Source organism: Streptococcus sp. GS001 (assembly GCF_021595565.1).
GTDB classification, from domain to species: Bacteria; Bacillota; Bacilli; order Lactobacillales; family Streptococcaceae; genus Streptococcus; species Streptococcus xiaochunlingii.
Genome location: NZ_JACSYJ010000001.1, coordinates 179218 through 200038, shown reverse-complemented (window position 1 = coordinate 200038; position 20821 = coordinate 179218). Strand labels below are relative to the sequence as shown.

22 protein-coding genes are annotated in these 20821 nt (G+C 38.2%); 8 read left to right on the top strand and 14 right to left on the bottom strand.

The genetic code is table 11. The features are described 5' to 3' along the window. Positions 1-168: 168 nt before the first annotated feature. A complete protein-coding gene (locus H8S88_RS00945) occupies positions 169-2058 on the bottom strand; it encodes a sucrose-specific PTS transporter subunit IIBC (protein WP_236127831.1) in 1890 nt (629 codons plus the stop codon). A 380-nt stretch (positions 2059-2438) separates the two neighbouring features. Between H8S88_RS00945 and H8S88_RS00940 the strand changes: the two genes are divergently transcribed. Together H8S88_RS00940 and H8S88_RS00935 are read left to right on the top strand one after the other, a co-directional pair. Beyond that, complete coding sequence (locus H8S88_RS00940) at positions 2439-3893, top strand: sucrose-6-phosphate hydrolase (RefSeq protein WP_125329147.1); 1455 nt, start codon at positions 2439-2441, stop codon at positions 3891-3893. Continuing rightward, on the top strand, positions 3874-4839 hold the full coding sequence (locus H8S88_RS00935; RefSeq protein WP_048691131.1) for a LacI family DNA-binding transcriptional regulator: 966 nt from the start codon (positions 3874-3876) through the stop codon (positions 4837-4839). The genes H8S88_RS00940 and H8S88_RS00935 overlap by 20 nt, the downstream gene beginning before the upstream one ends. A 248-nt stretch (positions 4840-5087) precedes the next feature. On the opposite strand, the gene nusB is transcribed toward H8S88_RS00935, so the two are convergent. From nusB to H8S88_RS00880, 11 genes are all read right to left on the bottom strand, one after another. After that, positions 5088-5516, bottom strand: a complete 429-nt coding sequence (nusB, locus tag H8S88_RS00930) for a transcription antitermination factor NusB (protein WP_048716428.1) — start codon at positions 5514-5516, stop codon at positions 5088-5090. Further along, complete coding sequence (locus tag H8S88_RS00925; protein ID WP_006595687.1) at positions 5509-5898, bottom strand: Asp23/Gls24 family envelope stress response protein; 390 nt, start codon at positions 5896-5898, stop codon at positions 5509-5511. Before H8S88_RS00925 ends, nusB begins: the two co-directional genes overlap by 8 nt. A 36-nt stretch (positions 5899-5934) precedes the next feature. Then, positions 5935-6495 (bottom strand): elongation factor P, encoded by a 561-nt coding sequence (gene efp / locus H8S88_RS00920; RefSeq protein WP_006595686.1) that lies wholly within the window; start codon positions 6493-6495, stop codon positions 5935-5937. A 235-nt stretch (positions 6496-6730) separates the two neighbouring features. Next, complete coding sequence (locus tag H8S88_RS00915; protein WP_236127830.1) at positions 6731-6907, bottom strand: hypothetical protein; 177 nt, start codon at positions 6905-6907, stop codon at positions 6731-6733. Between the two features lie 2 nt (positions 6908-6909). Continuing rightward, a complete protein-coding gene (locus H8S88_RS00910; protein WP_236127829.1) occupies positions 6910-8100 on the bottom strand; it encodes a hypothetical protein in 1191 nt (396 codons plus the stop codon). An 860-nt stretch (positions 8101-8960) separates the two neighbouring features. Beyond that, complete coding sequence (locus H8S88_RS00905) at positions 8961-9371, bottom strand: DUF1492 domain-containing protein (protein WP_236127828.1); 411 nt, start codon at positions 9369-9371, stop codon at positions 8961-8963. 80 nt (positions 9372-9451) lie between these two features. Continuing rightward, on the bottom strand, positions 9452-9625 hold the full coding sequence (locus H8S88_RS00900) for a hypothetical protein (protein WP_236127827.1): 174 nt from the start codon (positions 9623-9625) through the stop codon (positions 9452-9454). A gap of 300 nt (positions 9626-9925) precedes the next feature. Further along, complete coding sequence (locus H8S88_RS00895; protein WP_236127826.1) at positions 9926-11518, bottom strand: phage resistance protein; 1593 nt, start codon at positions 11516-11518, stop codon at positions 9926-9928. A gap of 155 nt (positions 11519-11673) precedes the next feature. After that, positions 11674-11949: a MerR family transcriptional regulator gene (locus tag H8S88_RS00890; protein ID WP_236127825.1), complete on the bottom strand. Its 276-nt coding sequence runs from the start codon at positions 11947-11949 to the stop codon at positions 11674-11676. Continuing rightward, complete coding sequence (locus H8S88_RS00885) at positions 11942-12121, bottom strand: hypothetical protein (protein ID WP_236127824.1); 180 nt, start codon at positions 12119-12121, stop codon at positions 11942-11944. Before H8S88_RS00885 ends, H8S88_RS00890 begins: the two co-directional genes overlap by 8 nt. A 261-nt stretch (positions 12122-12382) precedes the next feature. Then, positions 12383-12580: a helix-turn-helix domain-containing protein gene (locus tag H8S88_RS00880; protein WP_236127823.1), complete on the bottom strand. Its 198-nt coding sequence runs from the start codon at positions 12578-12580 to the stop codon at positions 12383-12385. 177 nt (positions 12581-12757) lie between these two features. On the opposite strand from H8S88_RS00880, the gene H8S88_RS00875 reads away from it, so the two are divergent. The 6 genes from H8S88_RS00875 to H8S88_RS00850 all read left to right on the top strand — a co-directional run bounded on the left by H8S88_RS00875 (position 12758) and on the right by H8S88_RS00850 (position 16743). Beyond that, a complete protein-coding gene (locus H8S88_RS00875) occupies positions 12758-13378 on the top strand; it encodes a helix-turn-helix domain-containing protein (protein WP_236127822.1) in 621 nt (206 codons plus the stop codon). Positions 13379-13437: 59 nt separating this feature from the next. Next, on the top strand, positions 13438-13716 hold the full coding sequence (locus H8S88_RS00870; RefSeq protein ID WP_236127821.1) for a hypothetical protein: 279 nt from the start codon (positions 13438-13440) through the stop codon (positions 13714-13716). Positions 13717-14041: 325 nt separating this feature from the next. Beyond that, on the top strand, positions 14042-14284 hold the full coding sequence (locus tag H8S88_RS00865) for a hypothetical protein (protein ID WP_236127820.1): 243 nt from the start codon (positions 14042-14044) through the stop codon (positions 14282-14284). Positions 14285-14290: 6 nt separating this feature from the next. After that, the gene (locus H8S88_RS00860; RefSeq protein ID WP_236127819.1) at positions 14291-14587 is read left to right on the top strand and encodes a helix-turn-helix domain-containing protein; all 297 of its coding nucleotides are present in this window, start codon (positions 14291-14293) and stop codon (positions 14585-14587) included. A 224-nt stretch (positions 14588-14811) separates the two neighbouring features. Further along, positions 14812-14964, top strand: coding sequence for a hypothetical protein (locus H8S88_RS00855; RefSeq protein WP_236127818.1), 153 nt, complete (start codon positions 14812-14814; stop codon positions 14962-14964). Between the two features lie 612 nt (positions 14965-15576). Continuing rightward, a complete protein-coding gene (locus tag H8S88_RS00850; protein ID WP_236127817.1) occupies positions 15577-16743 on the top strand; it encodes a tyrosine-type recombinase/integrase in 1167 nt (388 codons plus the stop codon). A 130-nt stretch (positions 16744-16873) separates the two neighbouring features. Here H8S88_RS00850 and H8S88_RS00845 read toward each other — a convergent pair whose 3' ends face one another. Next, positions 16874-17941 (bottom strand): M24 family metallopeptidase, encoded by a 1068-nt coding sequence (locus H8S88_RS00845; protein ID WP_236127816.1) that lies wholly within the window; start codon positions 17939-17941, stop codon positions 16874-16876. Continuing rightward, positions 17938-20763, bottom strand: a complete 2826-nt coding sequence (gene uvrA / locus H8S88_RS00840) for an excinuclease ABC subunit UvrA (protein WP_236127815.1) — start codon at positions 20761-20763, stop codon at positions 17938-17940. The genes H8S88_RS00845 and uvrA overlap by 4 nt, the downstream gene beginning before the upstream one ends. Positions 20764-20821: the final 58 nt, after the last annotated feature.

Genomic DNA, 20821 nt, shown 5'->3' with positions numbered 1-20821 from the left:
TATTATATCATAAAGGAAAACGGTGCACTTCTATTCCTTATAGAAAAAACTACTCTTATTTATGTTTAAACATCAGGTGAGCAACTTTTTTATTCCAAACCTCATCTCCAAACAAAATTCAAGGACTGGAGGATACCCTAACCAGTCCTTGAGCAATCATGTATTCGATTATGCTTTTACTTCAATAATCGCATCGCCTTTAGCAACTGCACCAGTAGCTACTGGAGTTACTGAAGTATAGTCGGCTGTGTTTGTGACGATGACCATTGTTGTATCATCAAGACCAGCTGCTGCAATTTTAGCAGAATCAAATGTTCCAAGAACATCGCCAGCTTTGACCTTATCACCTTGCGCAACCTTTTGATCAAACCCTTCACCGTTCATTGAAACTGTGTCGATACCAACGTGGATCAAAACTTCAGCACCATTGGCTGTCTTCAAGCCAAACGCATGTCCAGTTGCAAAAGCAATGGTTACTTCTGCATCTGCAGGAGCATAAACGACACCTTCAGATGGCTTCACTGCAATCCCTTGACCCATAGCACCGCTTGAGAATACAGGGTCATTCACATTTTCTAAAGCAACAGCTTGCCCAACGATTGGAGAGATGATGGTTTCATCTTGAAGAGTTGCAGGAACGGTTCCAGTCACAGCTTCCTCAACAAAACGATCTGTTGTAGCACTTTCAGTTACAGTTTCAGGTTCTTCATCCTCAAAACCAAACATGTAAGTAAGAGCAAAACCAAGAGCAAATGATACTGCTACCATAAGGAAGTATTGTGGGAGTTGACCATTTACATAAAGCACTGTACCTGGAATGATTGTGATTCCACTACCAGTACCAGCAAGACCAAGAAGTGAAGCCAATCCACCACCGATAGCACCTGCAATCAATGAAAGGAAGAATGGTTTACGGAAACGCAAGTTAACCCCAAAAATCGCAGGCTCAGTAATACCTAAGAAGGCAGAAAGAGCAGCTGGGAAAGCAAGAGTTTTCAATTTAGGATTTTTAGTTTTCACACCAACCGCTACAGTAGCAGCTCCTTGAGCAGTCATAGCAGCTGTGATGATAGCATTAAATGGGTTGGCATGGTCAGCAGCAAGCAATTGAATTTCAAGCAAGTTGAAGATGTGGTGAACACCTGATACGACAATAATTTGGTGTACCCCACCAATCAACAACCCACCAAGACCAAATGGTAAGCTAAGAACAGCTTTTGTTCCAAGAAGAATGTAGTTTTCAACAACGTGGAATACTGGTCCAATAAGGAATAAACCAAGAATTGACATTACGAAAAGAGTAACAAATGGTGTCACTAAGAGATCAAGGACATCTGGAACTACTTTACGAACAGCTTTTTCAAACTTAGCTCCAACAACCCCGATAATAAAGGCTGGAAGAACAGATCCTTGCAACCCTACTACTGGAATAAAGCCGAAGAATTTCATAGCAGTCACTTCACCACCGGATGCAACCGCCCAGGCATTTGGAAGCGAACCAGAAACAAGCATCATACCAAGAACGATACCAACTGCTGGATTCCCACCAAAGACACGGAAGGTTGACCAAACGACAAGACCTGGCAAGATGATGAAGGCCGTATCCGTCAAAATTTGAGTATAAGTCGTAACATCTTCTGGAAGAGTCACACCAAGGGCATTCAAGAGTCCACGGACACCCATGAAGAGACCTGTCGCAACAATAACTGGGATGATTGGTACAAAGACATCACCAAATGTACGGATAGCCCGTTGGAACCAATTTCCTTGTTTAGCGGCTTCTGCTTTCATTTCAGCCTTAGTTGAAGTTGGCAATCCAAGAGCAACTACTTCATCATAAATCTTGTTCACAGTACCAGTACCAAAGATGATTTGGTATTGACCTGAGTTAAAGAAAACTCCTTGAACTTTTTCAATATTTTCGACAGCATTTTTGTCGACTTTCGCTTCATCTTTCACCATCACACGAAGACGAGTCGCACAGTGAGCAACACTGTTGACGTTCTCAACTCCACCGATCGCATCGATGACTTTTTTTGCAATTTCTGTATTTGACATTTGCAAAAATCTCCTTATTTTTTATTGTTTTGAAAACGGTTCACCCGTCTCTACGCATTTAATTGTACCACGTATTAAGAATATGTCAACCGTTTTGCAGAAAGTTTTTGGTATTTATTTGCAATTTTTGATAGTTTGAAAGAAGCTCTTTTTATTTTCATTCATCTCAACGCCCATCTAATATAGGTTATAGGCTTCGTCCGGTTTTTAAATTTTCAAAAACTTTCATTCTTTCATTTGTTTTCATAAATCAAATCTAACCTCCACCCCGATATTTTATGATAAACGTTTGACATTTTTTCTCAATTCTTTGGTCAAAGTCTTGCTTTTTTTTATAGAAATCGGTACTATGGAAGTAAGAAAATTTTTGGAGGAGTCAAATGGAATGGACAACAGAACTTCGGTACAAACGGTATGAAGACTGGACCGAAGAAGAAAAGAAACAAATTAAAGAAAACATGGCTAATTCTCCTTGGCATACTCATTACCATGTCGAACCCAAAACTGGCCTTTTAAATGACCCGAATGGTTTCTCCTATTTTAATGGTAAATGGATTCTCTTTTACCAGAACTTTCCATTTGGAGCCGCTCACGGATTGAAGTCTTGGGTACAACTGGAAAGTGATGATTTAGTTCATTTTAAAGAAACTGGTCTTAAAGTCTTACCAGACACACCTTTGGATAGTCACGGAGCCTATTCTGGTTCGGCTATGCAATTCGATGATAAACTTTTCTTATTCTATACAGGAAATGTACGAGACGAGAACTGGATCCGTCATCCCTACCAAATCGGGGCCCTTTTAGACCAGGATGGAAATCTTAAAAAAATCGACCAAATCCTCATTGATCAGCCAGAGGATGCTACCGATCATTTCCGCGATCCACAGATTTTTAAATTCAAAGATCAATACTATGCCATCGTCGGTGGTCAAGACCTTGATAAAAAAGGATTCGTTCGCCTATACAAAGCGGTGAATAACGATTATACCAACTGGGTTGAAGTAGGCGATCTTGATTTCAACAATGATCGTACAGCTTATATGATGGAATGTCCTAACTTGGTCTTCGTCGGCGAGCAACCTGTCCTTCTGTATTGCCCTCAAGGTTTGGACAAAGCAGTCCTCGACTACGACAATATCTACCCAAATATGTATAAGATTGGGGCTTCTTTTGATCCTGAACAAGCTCGTCTCGTTGACGTATCTGAATTACACAACTTGGACTACGGCTTCGAAGCCTATGCAACTCAAGGCTTCAACACTCCTGATGGAAGAGCTTTAACGGTTAGCTGGTTAGGTCTACCAGATGTCGCTTACCCATCCGATCGCTATGACCACCAAGGAGCCTTCTCTTTGGTCAAAGAGCTAACCATTCAGGATGGTAATCTTTATCAATATCCGGTCGAAGCTGCAAAAGAGCTCCGCTCCACCTCTTCCGAGTTTACAAACAAGGAAAAAACCAATAATTGCTACGAGTTAGAATTAGCCTTTGAAGCCAATAGCAAAAGTGAGATTGTTCTCCTAGCCGATAAAGAAGGCAAAGGACTTTCTATTACTTTTGATATTGCAAATGGTCAAGTCATTGTCGACCGTAGCCAAGCTGGCGAACAGTATGCCCAAGAGTTTGGAACTACTCGTACTTGCCCGATCGAAAATCAAGCGACAACAGCTACAATTTTCATCGATAACTCGATTTTTGAAATTTTTATCAACAAAGGAGAAAAAGTATTCTCTGGTCGCGTCTTCCCGCATGCTGATCAAACTGGTATCTTGATCAAATCCGGAACACCTACTGGAACATACTACGAACTAGACTATGGTCGCAAAGCTCACTGATGTCGCCAAATTAGCTGGCGTCAGCCCCACGACAGTTTCACGAGTCATTAACAAAAAGGGCTATTTATCTGAAAAAACTGTCTCAAAAGTTAAAGAGGCCATGAGAGAATTGGGCTACAAGCCCAATTCGATCGCTCGGAGCCTACAAGGAAAATCAGCCAAGTTAATCGGCTTAATCTTCCCAAAAATCAGCCATGTCTTCTATGCAGAATTAATCGATAAACTGGAAGAAGAATTGTTCAAACATGGGTACAAAACCATTATTTGTAATAGCGAGCATGATTCGGAAAAAGAACGTGAATACATCGAAATGCTAGAAGCCAATCAAGTAGATGGGATTATTTCTGGTAGTCATAATCTGGGAATTGAAGATTATAACCGAGTCACAGCTCCTATCATCGCCTTTGACCGGAACCTCTCCCCTGAGATTCCTGTCGTCTCGTCGGATAACTACGCTGGGGGCGTTCTCGCTGCGGAAACCCTTGCCAAGACGGGGGCAAAAAAGATTATCATGCTCACAGGGAATGATAACTCCAATTCCCCTACTGGCCTCCGGCATGCTGGCTTTGCTTCCGTCCTACCAGAAGCACAAATTATCAATGTTTCCAGTGATTATTCACCCATTCGCAAAGAAATGGAAATCAAGTCCATCTTGACCCAGCAAAAACCGGATGCCATCTTTGCGTCTGACGATCTAACGGCTATTTTGGTGATGAAAATCGCTGACGAACTCGGCATTGCCATTCCAGAAGACCTGAAGATCATTGGCTATGACGGGACCTACTTTATCGAAAATTATTTCCCCCGTCTCACCACCATCAAGCAACCCTTACAAGAGATTGCTCGCCTGACAGTCGACCTTCTTCTTCAAAAAATCGAAGGAAAAGACGTAAAAACAACAGGCTATTTTCTCCCTGTTAGTGTTTTACCTGGAAAAAGTGTTTAAAAGAGAGTGGGACAGAAATCGGTAATTCGTTAGAATTCGATTTCGTCGTCCCACCTCCGCACAGTTGAGTAGGGCTGTAAAAGCTGATAAAATCAGCGCAGTAGAGCCCACTCAACCACTGCGTCTTGTTAGACAATCCAAAATCAATTGAGAGGCAAGACTTTTGTACCAGTCTTTTTCCTTATCATGATCAAGCGAAGCTCTATACTCAAAAAGAAACCACCCTCGGAGGTGGTTTCTTTTCTATCTTATTCTGCTTCCGTTACGAATTGACTTAAGACACCATTCACAAACCGAGCAGACTTTTCATCTGAAAATGTTTTAGCTAATTCAATCGCTTCATTCACTGCAACCAACTGAGGGGTATCAAATGAAGTGATTTCAAACACACCCAAACGAAGAATGTTTTTCTCCACTAGAGTCAAGCGTTCGACGGTCCATCCAGTTTTCAAGTGTTGGGCAATCTGTTGATCCAATTCATCCTTTGATTGACGAACACCAGATACCAAATTGAGTAGAAAAGCTGGAATTTCCACTTCCTGGTCTGTTTCCTCTTTGTCATGAGTAAAAGCAAATCGACAGGCTTCTACAACATCCCCTTCATACTCTAAACTCATTAGAGCTTGAAAGGCACGCTCCCGTAGATCACGACGTGATTCAAATAAAATATCAGTCATTGAGGAAATCCTCATTAAACAAATCTTTCAAATCAGGTTTCGCTGCTTTTTCAGTCACGATTCCAACCACATGGATATTGACATCATCCAAGGTCACATCTGCCATATTGTAGACAGCAGTTTTTACTGCTTTTTGGATCGCAACCGCTACTTTAGGGACTGCTACACCATACTCTAGATAGAGGTAAATGTCAACAGAGATTTGACCATCTTCTTGTGTACGAAGGTAAACCCCACGTCCAAGAGCACGTTTTGAAAGGCTATCCGATACACTCTTGTTTTCAAGAGAATGAACACCATCTACTTTTGCAGTCGCAATCGCAATAATTTTTTCTAGCACACGAGGTGCAATGACGATTTCGCCGTATTGTTCAGTTGCCATAGAAGTTCCTTTCTATCAGACCTATTTTAGAGCTGATTAGGCACGAGAAACGTAAGTTCCTTCAGCTGTATTGATAATCAATTTTTGTCCTGCTTCGATGAAGTCTGGAACGTTTACCACAAGACCTGTTTCCATTGTAGCTGGTTTACCAGAACCTGTCACTGTAGCACCTTTAATAGATGGTTGAGTTTCAGCAACTGTCAATTCAACAGTTGTAGGAACAGTCACCCCAATCACTTCACTTCCGTAGAATTGAATTTTCACTTCTGAGTTTTCAAGGATGTAAAGCAATTCGTTCTCAACATTGACAACAGGAATTTCATATTGGTCATATGTTTCAGTATTCATGAAGTAAGCTGTATCATCCATTTTATACAAGTATTGAGCCGGTACAGTTTCAATAATAGCTTGCTCAAATTTTTCTTCTGGACGGTAGCTTGTATCAAAAGTTGAACCAGTACGTACATCACGCAATTTCATACGCATGATGGTGTTTCCTTTACCTGGTTTGTGGTGGCTAGCTTCCAAAACGCGGATCAATTTTCCATCAGCTGTTTCAAAGGTCATACCAGCTTTCAACTTACTTGCTTCAATCATGTTTTCATACCTCTTTTTAAAAATATATTACTCTTTATTTTACAGTTTATATCTCGTTTTGTCAATTTGTAACTTCAAAACCCTTGATTTTACTAGCTTTTTAGCAAATTATGATCTTTTCATTACCAAATAGTTTTTTCCAAAAGTTCCTAAAAAAGTTCACAAAAAAAATACCCCGTAGGGTATCTATTATTTACGAGTTCAGCAGGCAGGGAAATAGTACCTTATCGAGGTGCTATTTTTTAATTAACGCCACGTTAACTTTCGATTGATGAATTTTATTGATTGGTGCTTCTTTCATTTCACGGTATACATCGATGAAATTCTTTCCAACATTGTTTTTGGAGTTAACTGCATTTATTTTTGTATTAAAAACTTTTTTAGTATCGAAAGAATGGTTTAAGAAATCCATAACTAACTCTCCTTTCTCATCCTGTAATCGAGATTCTTATCAATGTCAAAATAGTATTTTCTATCAATCCAAATTGGCCCTTCTCCTTTAGAAATAGCAAGTACATCTACTGGACCTCCTACTGTTTCAAGAGTATTGACAATTTTTCTCTTAAATGAAGTTAATTCAATAAATGTTTTAGCTGTACTCGCCATTTCATTAAGTGGTTGCATTCCAATAAGGTCTATTATAGGATTTATATAATATTTTTGCTGTATAGATGCTATATTTTCAAAAATATTCTCAGTTTCATCACCCAATCCATTTTTCTTCATAACTGATGATACTTGCTCTGCGATATATACATTTAAGTTAGGATCTATACCATTCATAATCGTCTCAACCATCTCTGACTGTGCAAAAGGAATTATATGACAAGTTTGATGATGATTTATCTCGCTTTCATTAATAACTTTCCAAATTAATCGCTTAGAAAAAATTCCATATAATTCAATTTGCCTTATAGATGGAAATATCTCGTCTGTACCATAACCTGCTATAACCAATCCAGTTATATTTGTTGAGTCATATCCAATGAAAATCGCCTTATATAAAGATTTAGCAATAACATCAACCTCATGATCAGCATGAGGAAAGGAATTAAAAAAATCGTCTACAATGCTTTTTATCAACTCTAACTCGGCTTCAAAAAATTCAAAATTACTTTCAGTTTCTACTTTTGAAATTTCTAAACTAAAATTAGTTATAGAATTTAATAAAATATTATTGAAATCATCTAGAGTAATGGTTTCACCATTGGAAGCTCTTAAATCAGCTGTTTCTTTCGCTTCATATGCAATGCTGTCCAAAATACCTCTTGTACTTCTGACAATATAATTTATTAATAAATCCTCAACTTGTACATGTTTAAAAGAAATTAAAAATTCTATTAGCTTTTCAACGTATTGAGCAGTATTATCTAATAAATCTGTACCAATATCCTGCTTAAACTCATTTAGAATTACCTCCCACGGAATCTCCATAAACGAAGCGTTACCATATATCATGATTCCCACGGAATGTTCTTTTGATAACGTGAATAATTTTCGGGCGCTATTAAAAACTTTTGAATTATTCCCATCCGATAAGGTTACAGCACTATCAGAAGCCAATACAACACCATTTTTATTTAATATTCCAATTTCTGCTGTCAAAATATCACCTCAACTTCCTAAATCCGTTCATGCTCCAATGGTACAACAGCTAAATGTATGCAATACCCAAAAAAACATTAAATATTTCCAGTTTTTCCAATTTATGTTTTTCTCCTATTCAAAAAAAAAATTCTAAATTAGATTTGATATCTCACTTATAATTATATCACGAATGTCAAGCACTACATATGGTATAAATTTACATGTTACACTACATTAGATTATATGTTTTTATTTTTTCTTCATCAAAAATACATATATGTTTTAACGAATGGTGAAAAATGGTAGGCAACCGCGCACCTATGGGTGCTCGACCACCTACCACATATTCAATTATAGCACATTTTATCATAAACAGTTCTAATCTCATTTGAATATAAAGAAAAAATACCGAATAGATGAAAAAACCAGCAGAATAGATAAACATTAAAAATAATATTCAAATTGTTGTTATCATAGGCTTATGATTCAAGAAATTATTTTACAAATTAAAATGAATGCACTAAAACTAGACGAACGTCTCAATATTGAAGATCTAGAAGAAAGAATATTGAAACTAGAAAAATCTATCGAATTATTGAATGATCAATTAGATAGATTATATTTGGACTAAGGCCGTTTCTAAATTCTTCCTTCACTATTTACCAACTTTTAAAAGATCCAATACCTTCAGTATTTTATTGAATTGACAGGGTAAAAAACAATTAGTTTTCCCCTATTGCTTTTAAAATGTCAGTATTTGTCACCCTGCAGGTATTTTAAATAACATCTGGTCTATTCCCATTGTATTTAAAATGTTAACAAAGGTTAGCATTTTTGTTTTTTTTCAGTAGGTAAAGCACGCGCATTATTTATTTTTCCTATAAAATCTTCGCTAATCGCTCTTTACCTTTTCTTAGAATTCGGTACATTGTTGGTAATGAACAATCTAACTTTTCCGCCACATCCCAGTTTGTCAAGTCACTAACGTAGTATAAACGTAATGCTGTACGTTCCAAAGCGTATGGGATTTTGTCAATCATTCTAACGCTTTCCAGGCGTTCTTCAATAACCCTGTCTAGTCGTTCTTCCAAGTCTTCTTTCAACTTAATAGTAGAAACTATTTTATTTTCAGCATTATTATTAGAACTTTTTTGAAATGGTGAAACAGAAAGATGATTACGCTTATACATCCCACTATCAAGTGATTCTATTTCTAATTTAAGTGCCTCTATTTCTTTATCTAGCCATTTTATGTTTTCTAGCTTTTCAATTAATTGCTCTATTTCCATCTATACCCTCATCTTCAATATAGTTTCTTGTTGTTCATTTATATAGGCTTTTACCTTAGGATTCCTTAGTATTTTTTTCCTTATTGATAAATCACCAATAGAGTAGTCTTTACTGCCATATCTTCACTACTGCCCAGGGTCGATTCTGAGATCTTCACATCTACCATTTGAACAGTGGCCAAAAAGTCATTTACTTCTTGCTCAAATTCTTCTAACGATTGTTTCCAATGATGAGTAAATAATTTAATTTTCATTTGTTTGCTCCATTTGTTTTAAATTTTAAACTTATTTCTAAAAGGTTACTTGGTGGTAACGTGGTTAATTCTGACCATGTTACCGCCCAAACCCTTGGTATTACTGGAAAGGTAACCCGGTAACGCGGGTAACGAGGTTTTTCTATACTACTAATACTATTTTTTTTCTTTATTTATTATTTTATTCCACTCCCCTTAAACCATGTTACCCATGTTACCATATAGGGTAAAGCCTTGGGAGAGTAGGATTTAACCGGTAACTTAGTAGTATGTTACCACCTAGTTACCACGTTACCTTTTTTAAAGAAAGGGATCATCTTCAAACAGACTTAATTTCTTGACTTCCACTTCCTCATGTGGAATAAAACTATTAAACCGTTTTTTGTTTGCAATGCGGTAAATAGTCATTACTTCCCCATTGATTTTCTTCTTAGTTGATTTAACTCCTATGGTTTGCAAAGCCTTTCCGGCTTTAACTGTATTGTTTCCATATGTTGTTTTATAAATATTTATAAGGCCATTTTCGTTCGATCTTACCACGTATTTAGATAACTGTAATTCATTTATCAAATACATCTGAAAATCATCTAAGTCTTCATTACCGTTATAGACCTCTACATCTTTCCAAATGAACTTCTCCCCTTGGCCTTTGAAATAATCTAGACTGGCCAACAAGAAGCCTATACAGCCCTCTATCTTTGGTTCTTTATCCTGGCCGGTAAATGTTTCCCAATATTTTTCAAAGGCCTGTTCACGTTCCAAATCAGTCTCCCCCTTTGGTCTATCCTTGTATTGAATGAGTACTTTGCGCCCATTCATTTCATCAGATAGCGACACATTCCTATTGGTATCAATACATAGAACGCTGGTTAGATATACCAAGCCTTGGTTACCTCCTACGTTACGCCCTAGATGGGTTTTCTCGGTTGCTATGATCTTTAGCACGCGCTCCATTTTATCCCCTAGAATATCACCCTGTTCAGTTGCTAAGGCCATTTCTCCACCGGAAAACGTAGCCCAGGCGTTGCTGGCTTCAAATCCTCCAGCGGTAAGGCTATCCAGTTCTACATCAATTTTATTAAGCAGACCAGATAAAGCGATATGACGCAAGCCTTTCCCTGTCCTAACTCCGGACTTGGTGACAAAGAAATTGGTCTTACTCTTTAAACCACTAGCAACTTGCACCATATAATAGGTCTGTAACAGTGCATTGTGCAGGCTATCAGGATCATCAATAACATAGTTTAGAAAATCCTTTGCTACTTCTTTGCTTTTTATAGCTTGTTCATAGCCTACAGGGTAGTATTTAAAAAACGATCGTCGGTTACCTATTGTAGTGCGCGTGACGGTGTGGGCTTCCAAATCAATTATAAAATCCTCACCAGCAATTTTATAAAGTTCTAACTTCCTCACTGGCTCAACGTGAAAATGTTTGTCAATTCCTTTTAGAATATCCACCACGTAACCAATATCATTTTTAAATCCGTAAAGCCTAGCAAGGGTTATTTCATCTATTAGTTTTGCTTGCCGGTTGTTTATATCGTAAATACGGTTATCAAATACCACATACCTACCCATTAAATAATCAATTACCATCTTGGCGAAGGTGGGGAATGTGGTCTTATATGTTACCGTAGGTTCGCCATTAGTTTTTATTTTTACACTGCTACAAGAGATAAATTTTTTCTGTTCACCATTCCTATCAGCGATATACATCACTTCACTTTCAGTTATTAAGATCTTTGTTTTATTATGCTCGATATAATTAAAGCTATCTAATTGATATATATTAGAAAGTTGCTTTTTATAATCAGCCTTATGCTTTGACTGGCCATAATCTTCATCAGTCCAATTCAAGGAAACGACTTCTTTCAATTGATCAATTATATTCAAATCACGCGCCCCTCCCTTCTTTGTACTTTTGCATTTTCTTCTTCAGCTTTTTAAGCCTTTTCTGTTCCTTCAGCTGTTCTAAGGTTGGCAAGTGATCCTTGTAATTCTTTTCTTCGTGATAATGCCCCCGGCCTTGCGCTGGATGTACGTTATATCTACCCATTTTCCACCCCCAAAAAAATCAAGATATCATTCACTTTATAGTACGCTTTGCGCGTGTCTTCTAAAGGTGGTTGGTAACGTTTCAAGCCTTTTTCTTCCCAGCGTTTCAGTGTGTTGTCTGTTACGTTAAGTTCATCTTTTAACTGCTTTGCTGTCATAAGGCCTAAAAGTCTTTGTTCTGGTTGGCTTTTAGATTTTAAAAAATTATCAACCAGATCTAAAAGCGCGTGCGATAATTCAAATTCACTTTCTTTACTCAAACTAAACATTTTCATACTCCTTGATTCCGTTAAGTGAAATCTCTCCACGAATTTCATAAAGAATATCAGAAATGTTATTTAGCCCAGTAGTTAAAGTTTTCTCACTCTCGATAATTTCAGCTAAGAAACTTAGCCGATCCATTGCCTTATCAATTTTGTTGATCAATTCTGTTTTGTTCATGTTGTTCTCCGATCTTTCTTTAAATACTTCAGTACTAAATCTTATTCAACTTTTAATAAATACCAAAGAATGGTATAATTTAACCATAAAAATATTTCCTAAAACCCTTACGGCTTGCCTGCTGTCCTGTGTTTTAGTTAATTCCATTTAAGGCTTGTTAGTTGGTGGCTACAGGCCTTTTTTGTTACCCTCACGCGCTTTATGGTGAGTTCATTTATAAATTATATTTCAAACAAAAGTTTAACTCGCTAAACTTTTGCTCTATAAAAAAATCTTTACTTCACAACCAAGAGCCTTGGCTATTCGAGTAAGTGTCAAAATTTTAATGTCCTTTTCTTTTCCAGTTTCCAAAAAAGAAATAATAGAGCGCGACACCTTGGCTTTATCAGCCAGTTCCTCTTGAGAAAGTTTTTGCTTTTTTCGGATCTCTGCAATCTTCTTTCCGTTCAAAAAAATCACCTCCTTTTTTAAGTTTAACAAATTAAACTTTTTATGTTATTTAAAAAGCTATCGCTTACAACTACAGTTTAATACATTAAACATTTTTTGTCAAGCGCATTAAACAAATTGTTGCTATTTTTTTATCTGTACTGTATAATAAATTAAACAGACACAAACGAAAGAAGGAAAAAGTTAATGAAAATAGGCGCTATCGTTAAAGAATATAGGCAAAGAAAAAAGCTAACCATGGAAGAATTTGCTAATAAAATTGGAAAGAGCAAGGGGTATATCTCAATGTTAGAGAAGGGCGAGAACCCTCAAACTCATAAACCGATAGCACCAACTTTTGAAACATTAAAAGAAATTGCTAAGGCCATGGATTTAGATATAAACGCTTTAATTCAGCAATTAGATGAGGGGCAAATTTTTGAAGCCAGGCCAGCTAGATATGACTGGGATAATGAAGAAAGAAATTTGAGAAACTGGGGGACTTTTGACCATGAAGGAAAGTTTTCGCCTTCAGTTTTTGACGAAGAAATTTTTTCCGATATAAAAAATACATTATCAGATATTCAAGAAATTACTTTTACCCCGGGTGATATAGAAGCTTTCTACTCTTCTTGTGTTATTGATGGTACAACTATTAAAGATCGAGAAACTTTAATCAAGTATTTACAAAAAACAGTTGAAGACTATGACGCTTTATTAAACAGTATATCTGATCAAGATAAGCCACCAATGAATAGTGGCCTACTATCAGTCTTAATTAAGACTAGAAACAATTATAAATATTATTTGGAAAAGTTAGAAGCATAAACCACGCACTATTTTCATCCATCAATAATTATAAAATAACATAGAAACAAGGTAAAAAAATGAAACACAATAAACTTTTAAACAGATCATATAGAACATATTTTTTAAAAACGAAGAAACTAACCTTTTTATCTCTTTTAATCTTTATATTTATATTAGGTGGGCTAGCTTATCTGATTGCTGAAACTGAAAATGAAAATTTAAAATTTGCGTTTGAGGCGGTATGCTCTCCTTTCATCATTGCTCTTATCTTACTTGAATTTGAGGATAATTCAGATAAAACAGACGAGTATTATACCAAAATTAAATCAGTACCAAACGAAAAGACGGAAAAATAGCACTCAAAGCCTTATTTTCCCAGATCTATCATTAGTCATAACTTTATATTACTTATACTTTGAATGTTAGATAAATAAGTTCAAAGCCCTCAATAAATTTATAATTTATTTTTTTGTCAATTTGTAGTTCATTTATAATTTGCCTTAAAACACGATTTAAGCGCGTGAAATGCATGGTTTGCTAAAATACTAGAAAAAATAAAAAATTAGGATATTATTTATAACTTTTAGGAGAAAAATTATGAAAAAGAAAAATATTACTACTGCTGTTGTTTAGTATTAGCGGAAGTAGAAAAGACCAAAAAAAGAAAGAAAGAAAATTATCATGAGTAAAAAAAGCAGAACAGAAAAAGCAGAAGAAGAAAAAGCAATCAACGGGGTAGCTATAACCTGTACCACTATATTATTTCTCTTAACGGGGCTAGTGTATGCATTGCCTAATATTGATGATGAAGGAATTAAAAGTTTAATAGAGCATTTAGCTTCACCGTTTGCCCTTGCGCTTATATTCTTTCTAATTGAAAGTGTAAGAGATCAACAAAAACAAGATAAGGACACAGAGGAGTGATAGCTATTGAAGAGCCAAGAAACAAAGACAGAATTTGTTAGGTTAAGAGCTTCTGGAAAGTCTTTTGACTACATAGCTAAAGAACTGAATATTAGTAAGTCAACTTGTAGCAGTTGGGAAAAAGAACTAAAAGACGTTATAGCAGAATTGAAACGGGAACAACTTAACGAGTTATACGACGCTTTCTATATGACTAAAGAAGCCCGCATTAAAAAGCTAGGCGGAATTTTAGACAAAATAGACAGCACGCTAGAACAGGCAGACCTAAAAGCGAAAACCCTAAAAATAGACGTATCACTATAAAGGTTACAGAAGCAGAATTTAAAAAAGTTGAGCGCGTGGCCACTAAAAAAGGGCTTAGCAAAAGTGAAGCTATTTTAAAGGGCATTGATCTTTTAGACGCAGAAAAATAAAAAAAGCCCGTCCCGCAGTCTGGAAAACGTAGGACAAGGCGCACCCCGAAAAGTAGGGTTATAAATATAGTACCATATAGCCTTTACTTTTCCTAGATAAAAGGAAGGTATAACATGAAAACACTAGACATAAAAACCATGACACAAAAAGAATTTGACGACTTAATAGCTGAAATTAAAACTAACAGCCCTAAACATTTTCAACTAATTTCTGATCTTGTAAACGGGAAAATAACCGCTAAAGAAGTCGAACTAGCTTTAAAATAGCACCCCTAAAAGAAGAAAAAAGGGGGGTATTCAACGAGGTGGCGAATTTGTAAACCCTTGATACTATTGACTTTTCAAGGGGTCGAAATTTTCAATACTATTAAAACTATTAAGACTATTAAGACTATTAAGGAGCACACCCCCACTATTTGGAAAGTGGGGGCATGCTATAATAAAACCAGTAAAAAAGAAAAGGCACGCGCAGAAGAAGAAAATGATCCTAATGGTAAATTAAATAAACAAGGTGCTTATACCGCCTCACTGCTAGCCAACAAAAAGCCTTAACTGAAAAAATTTATAATAAACTAATTGAACTAAAATAATTCTTACAAAATAGATATTTTCGCCTATTCTAATTTCAAGGATTATATATAGCAAACCTTAGTACTACTATTTCTTCTTTAGGGTCTCCGAAAACTCCGATTTAAACAAAAAAAGCGCGTGTATTCACCGTCTAATACAAGCCATATGCACGCTTTTTACAATCCGATATATAATCCGTCTGACCTTTTAAAATTGAATACAGGGCAATCTGTGAAGCCCTGGCATGATATAAACCACAAACTAAAACCTTTACGGCTTGCCTGCTGATGAAATAGAAAGGTTTAGATCATGAACATTACAGAATACAAAAAGAAAGACGGTACAATCATGTACCGCACCAGCTTATATCTTGGTATCGATCAGATAACGGGTAAGAAGATTAAAACAACCGTTTCAGCTCGCACCAAGAAAGAGTTAAAAAATAAAATTCAACAAGCACTATTTGAGTTTAAATCTAATGGAGCAACTAGACATAAAAATGTTTCAATAAAGACTTATTCAGAGTTATTGGATAGCTGGTGGGAAACATATCACCATACAGTAAAGCCAAATACTCAAATAATGACTAAAGGTCAGATAGAAAAATATTTGCGTCCCGCATTTGGCAGTTACAAACTCGAAAAGCTAACACCACCTATTATCCAAAAACAAGTCAATAGCTGGGCAAATGAATATAACAAGCTCGGTAAAGGGTTTAAGCGTTATGGGTTGTTACACTCGATAAATAAACGTGTCTTACAGTATGGTGTCACTTTACAGGTTATTCCTAATAACCCTGCCAGGGATATAGTTATCCCTCGAAGAATTGAAAAGGAACAAAAGAAGATCAAATATCTAAACGATATTGAATTAAAAAAATTCCTAGATTATCTTGATTCTTTAGATAACTCATTCAAAAACTATTATGACATGGTTTTATATAAAACATTACTAGCTACTGGGCTACGTATTAGAGAATGCGTCTCTCTTGAATGGTCTGATATTGATCTAGAAAAAGGTTCATTATCTGTAAATAAGACATTGAACTTGAAAGATCAGATCAATAGCCCAAAGTCAAAGTCTAGTTACCGCACTATTGAACTTGATAAAAAAACTGTTTTAATGCTACGGCTATATAAAGCTAGACAATCAGCAAATGGAAGAGAAATAGGTATTACTTATAAAAAGGTATTCTCAAACACTTTTGATGAATATAGAAGTGTTCCAAACTTAGGGAATCGACTTAAAAAGCACCTTGAAAATGCTGGCTGTCCATCACTTAGTTTTCATGCTTTCAGACATACACATGCTAGTATTTTGTTAAATGCAGGACTGGGGTATAAAGAGATTCAAACCCGCCTCGGTCACTCTCAATTATCCATGACAATGGACATATACAGTCACCTATCAAAAACCAACGAAAAAAGAGCTGTTTCACTTTTTGAAACAGCCCTCGAAAAGATCAAAAGTTCCTAAAAAGGGGAATAATTTAAAATAAAAAGCAAGCAAAAACCTTTAGTACCAAGGGTTTAGCTTGCTTTTGTAATATTACTCTTTATTTTATCACAAATGCTCAGATTTCTCAAATCTGTCTCTGCAAATTTCCTTAGATCACAATCAATTCTTTCGGTGCCAAGGTCAAGACTTCACAGCCAGTTTCCGTAATCAGGAGATCATCTTCAATCCGGACACCAGATAAGCCTTCAATGTAGATCCCTGGCTCATCTGTCAAAACCATCCCCGCCTTGATAACTTCTTTTGAAGTTTGACTGAAATAAGGCTCTTCATGGATGTCCAAGCCAATTCCATGGCCAATTCCATGAGTAAAGTACTGACCGTATCCTGCAGCCTCAATAATATCCCGAGGAATTTTATCAAAATCACGGAAACCGAGTCCAGCCTTGGCTTCAGAAATGAGAGCTTGGTTGGCTTTCAAGACCGTTTCGTAAATTTCTCTTTCCTTGTCGCTGACATGACCTGCATAAATGGTCCGGGTCATATCACTGACGTAATGGTTGTAGAGACAGCCAAAGTCCAAGGTCAAGGCATCCCCAGCAGAGATGATGCGATCACTTGGAGTCGCATGGGGCATAGCAGAGCGCTCTCCCGCAGCGGAGATGATATCAAAGGATACACCTGAAGCCCCCAATTCCCGCATTCTGAAATCTAGGAAGGTCGCCGCTTCTAACTCTGTTGTTTGGCCAACCTTGATAAATTCCAGCACATCTAGAAAGGCTTGATCTGAAATACTGCAGGCCTTGCGGATCGTTGCTACTTCTGTCTCATCTTTAATCAAACGAAACTCCATCACAAAATCAGACAAGGCTCTTAGAGCGACTCCTGAGAAAGCGGTCGCTAGACGGGTATGGTAGGCAACTGTGATCTCATCCTCAAAGCCAAGTTCTTGGATCGCTGCGTCTTTGACAATTTTTGCTGCTTCTTCCAATTCATTGCGGGTTTCAACAATCTCAACAAAGGGGAAACAAGTCGCATGGGCATGAATGGTATAGCGCGAATCGGTGAAGAGGACCACGCGCTCTTCTGTCACCAAAACAGTCCCATTTGATCCCCAGAAACCTGTCAAATAGTAGACATTTTTCAAGTTGTTAATGAGGACAGCTTTTAGATCCTGTGCCTTCATTTTAGTTCGTAGATTTGTAATTCGTTGGTTCATTGTAATTTCCCTTTCAAATACTGTCCTGTAAAGCTAGCTGGGTTGCTGGCTACTTCTTCTGGTGTTCCTGTCGCAATAATGGTACCACCACCGACACCACCTTCTGGTCCCAAATCAATGATATGATCCGCTGTCTTAATGACATCCAAGTTGTGCTCAATGACCAAAACGGTATTGCCATCATCTACAAAGCGTTCCAAGACCTTGAGCAGACGAGAGATATCCTCTGTATGTAGACCTGTTGTCGGCTCATCCAAGATATAGAAGGACTTGCCAGTTGAGCGCTTATGAAGTTCTGAAGCCAGCTTCATCCGCTGGGCTTCTCCACCAGAAAGCGTCGTTGCCGGCTGTCCCAGGGTCACATAGCCCAAACCGACATCCTTGATAGTTTGTAATTTGCGATTAATCTTTGGAATATGTTTAAAGAAATCCACCGCATCATTGACGGTCATGTCCAAAATCTGGGAGATATTCTTTTCTTTATAGTGAACTTCTAGGGTTTCACTGTTGTAGCGTCGCCCATGGCAGACTTCACACGGTACATAGACATCCGGTAGGAAATGCATCTCAATCTTGATGATCCCATCCCCCGAACAAGCCTCACACCGACCTCCTTTGACGTTGAAACTAAAGCGGCCTTTTTTATAGCCTCTAATCTTGGCTTCATTGGTTTGGGCAAAGAGATCGCGAATGTCGTCAAATACACCTGTATAGGTAGCCGGATTGGAGCGTGGAGTGCGGCCAATCGGGCTTTGATCAATATCGATCAGTCGATCAATGTGCTCAACTCCTGAAATAGTCTTGTATTTCCCTGGTTTCTCTGAATTGCGATTCAATTTTTGAGCCAGTGTTTTTTTCAAAATACTGTTGACCAAGGTGGACTTGCCTGAGCCAGAAACACCTGTTACAGCAATGAACTTGCCCAGTGGGAAGCGTGCTGTCACCTCTTTTAAGTTGTTTTCAGCGGCCCCTGTCAGTTCGATAAAGCGTCCGTTGCCTACCCGCCGTTCCGTTGGTACGGGGATAGCCCGTTTGCCAGAAAGATACTGACCAGTGATGGATTTGCTATTGCGGGCTACCTGCTTAGGTGTTCCAGCCGCAACAATCTCGCCTCCAAAGACACCGGCTTCTGGACCAACGTCGATCAGGTAATCAGCCTCTCTCATGGTATCCTCATCGTGTTCGACGACAATCAAGGTATTGCCCAAATCACGCATCTTCTTGAGACTGGCAATCAAGCGGTCATTGTCCCGCTGATGAAGACCGATCGAAGGCTCATCTAGGATATAGAGGACACCAGAGAGGTTGGAGCCGATCTGGGTCGCCAAGCGAATCCGCTGACTCTCTCCCCCTGATAGAGTCCCGGCCGAGCGAGACAGGGTCAGATAGCTCAAGCCAACATTGTTCAAGAAGGTCAAACGATCCTTGACTTCTTTGAGAATCGGACGAGCAATGGTCTCCTCATTCTTGGTTAATTTGAGATCAGCTACTACTTTGAGATGGTCCTCAATGGACAAGTCCGAGATCTGCCCGATATGTAGCCCCTTCTCTCCTCCTACTCGGACAGACAAGGCCTGGTCATTCAAGCGATACCCATGGCAGGTGACACAAGTCAATTCATTCATGTAGGACAACATCTGATTGCGAGTGAAATCACTAGACGTTTCATGGTAGCGGCGATTGATATTGGTAACGACCCCTTCAAAAGGAATGTCAATATCGCGAACCCCACCAAATTCATTCTCATAATGGAAATGGAATTCCTTGCCCTCAGAACCATAGAAAACCAAGTGTCGCTCTTCTGGGGACAAGTCTTCAAAGGGCTTGTCCATATCAATCCCAAACTGGATCATGGCCTGCTCCAACATCTGAGGATAGTAATTAGAAGAAATCGGATTCCATGGTGCCAGCGCTCCTTCACGGAGAGTCTTTCTAGCATCTGGAACAACCAAATCCAAGTCCACCTCTAGCTTGATCCCTAATCCATCACAATCTGGACAAGAGCCAAAGGGGGCATTAAATGAAAAGAGACGAGGTTCCAATTCAGGGACGGTAAAGCCACAAACCGGGCAAGCATAATGCTCTGAAAAGAGCAGTTCATTTTCGTCCATGGTATCGATGACCACGTAGCCATCTGCGATCCGAAGGGCCGCTTCGACAGAATCAAAGAGACGGGACCGAATGCCGTCTTTGATGACAATCCGATCTACAACAACCTCAATCGTGTGCTGTTGGCTTTTGGATAACTCTGGGACCTCTGTCACATCAAAGATCTCACCATCCACACGCACCCGGACATAGCCGTCTTTTTGCACCTTTTCGATGATGTTCTTATGTTGGCCTTTTTTCTTACGAACGATGGGCGCTAGAATTTGCAGGCGTTGGCGCTCTGGCAATTCCAAAACTTGGTCTACAATCTGCTCGACCGAAGAAGCCGTAATCGCTCCATGGCCGTTGATACAGTAAGGAGTCCCCACACGAGCATATAGAAGGCGTAAGTAATCGTTAATTTCTGTTGTCGTTCCAACCGTTGACCGCGGATTTTTGCTGGTTGTTTTTTGGTCAATGGAAATGGCTGGACTTAGGCCATCAATCGAGTCCACATCGGGCTTTTCCATATTTCCTAAAAACTGACGAGCATAGGCTGACAGGCTCTCTACATAACGTCTTTGTCCTTCCGCATAGAGAGTATCAAAGGCTAAGCTCGATTTCCCAGAACCTGACAGACCAGTGACCACAACCAGCTTATCTCGAGGGATTTCAACATCAATATTTTTTAAATTATGAGCACGCGCTCCATGAATGACAATTTTATCGAGCATTTCTTCCACTTTTCATCAATTTATTTATCCTTCATTATATCAAATTTTTCAGCATTCT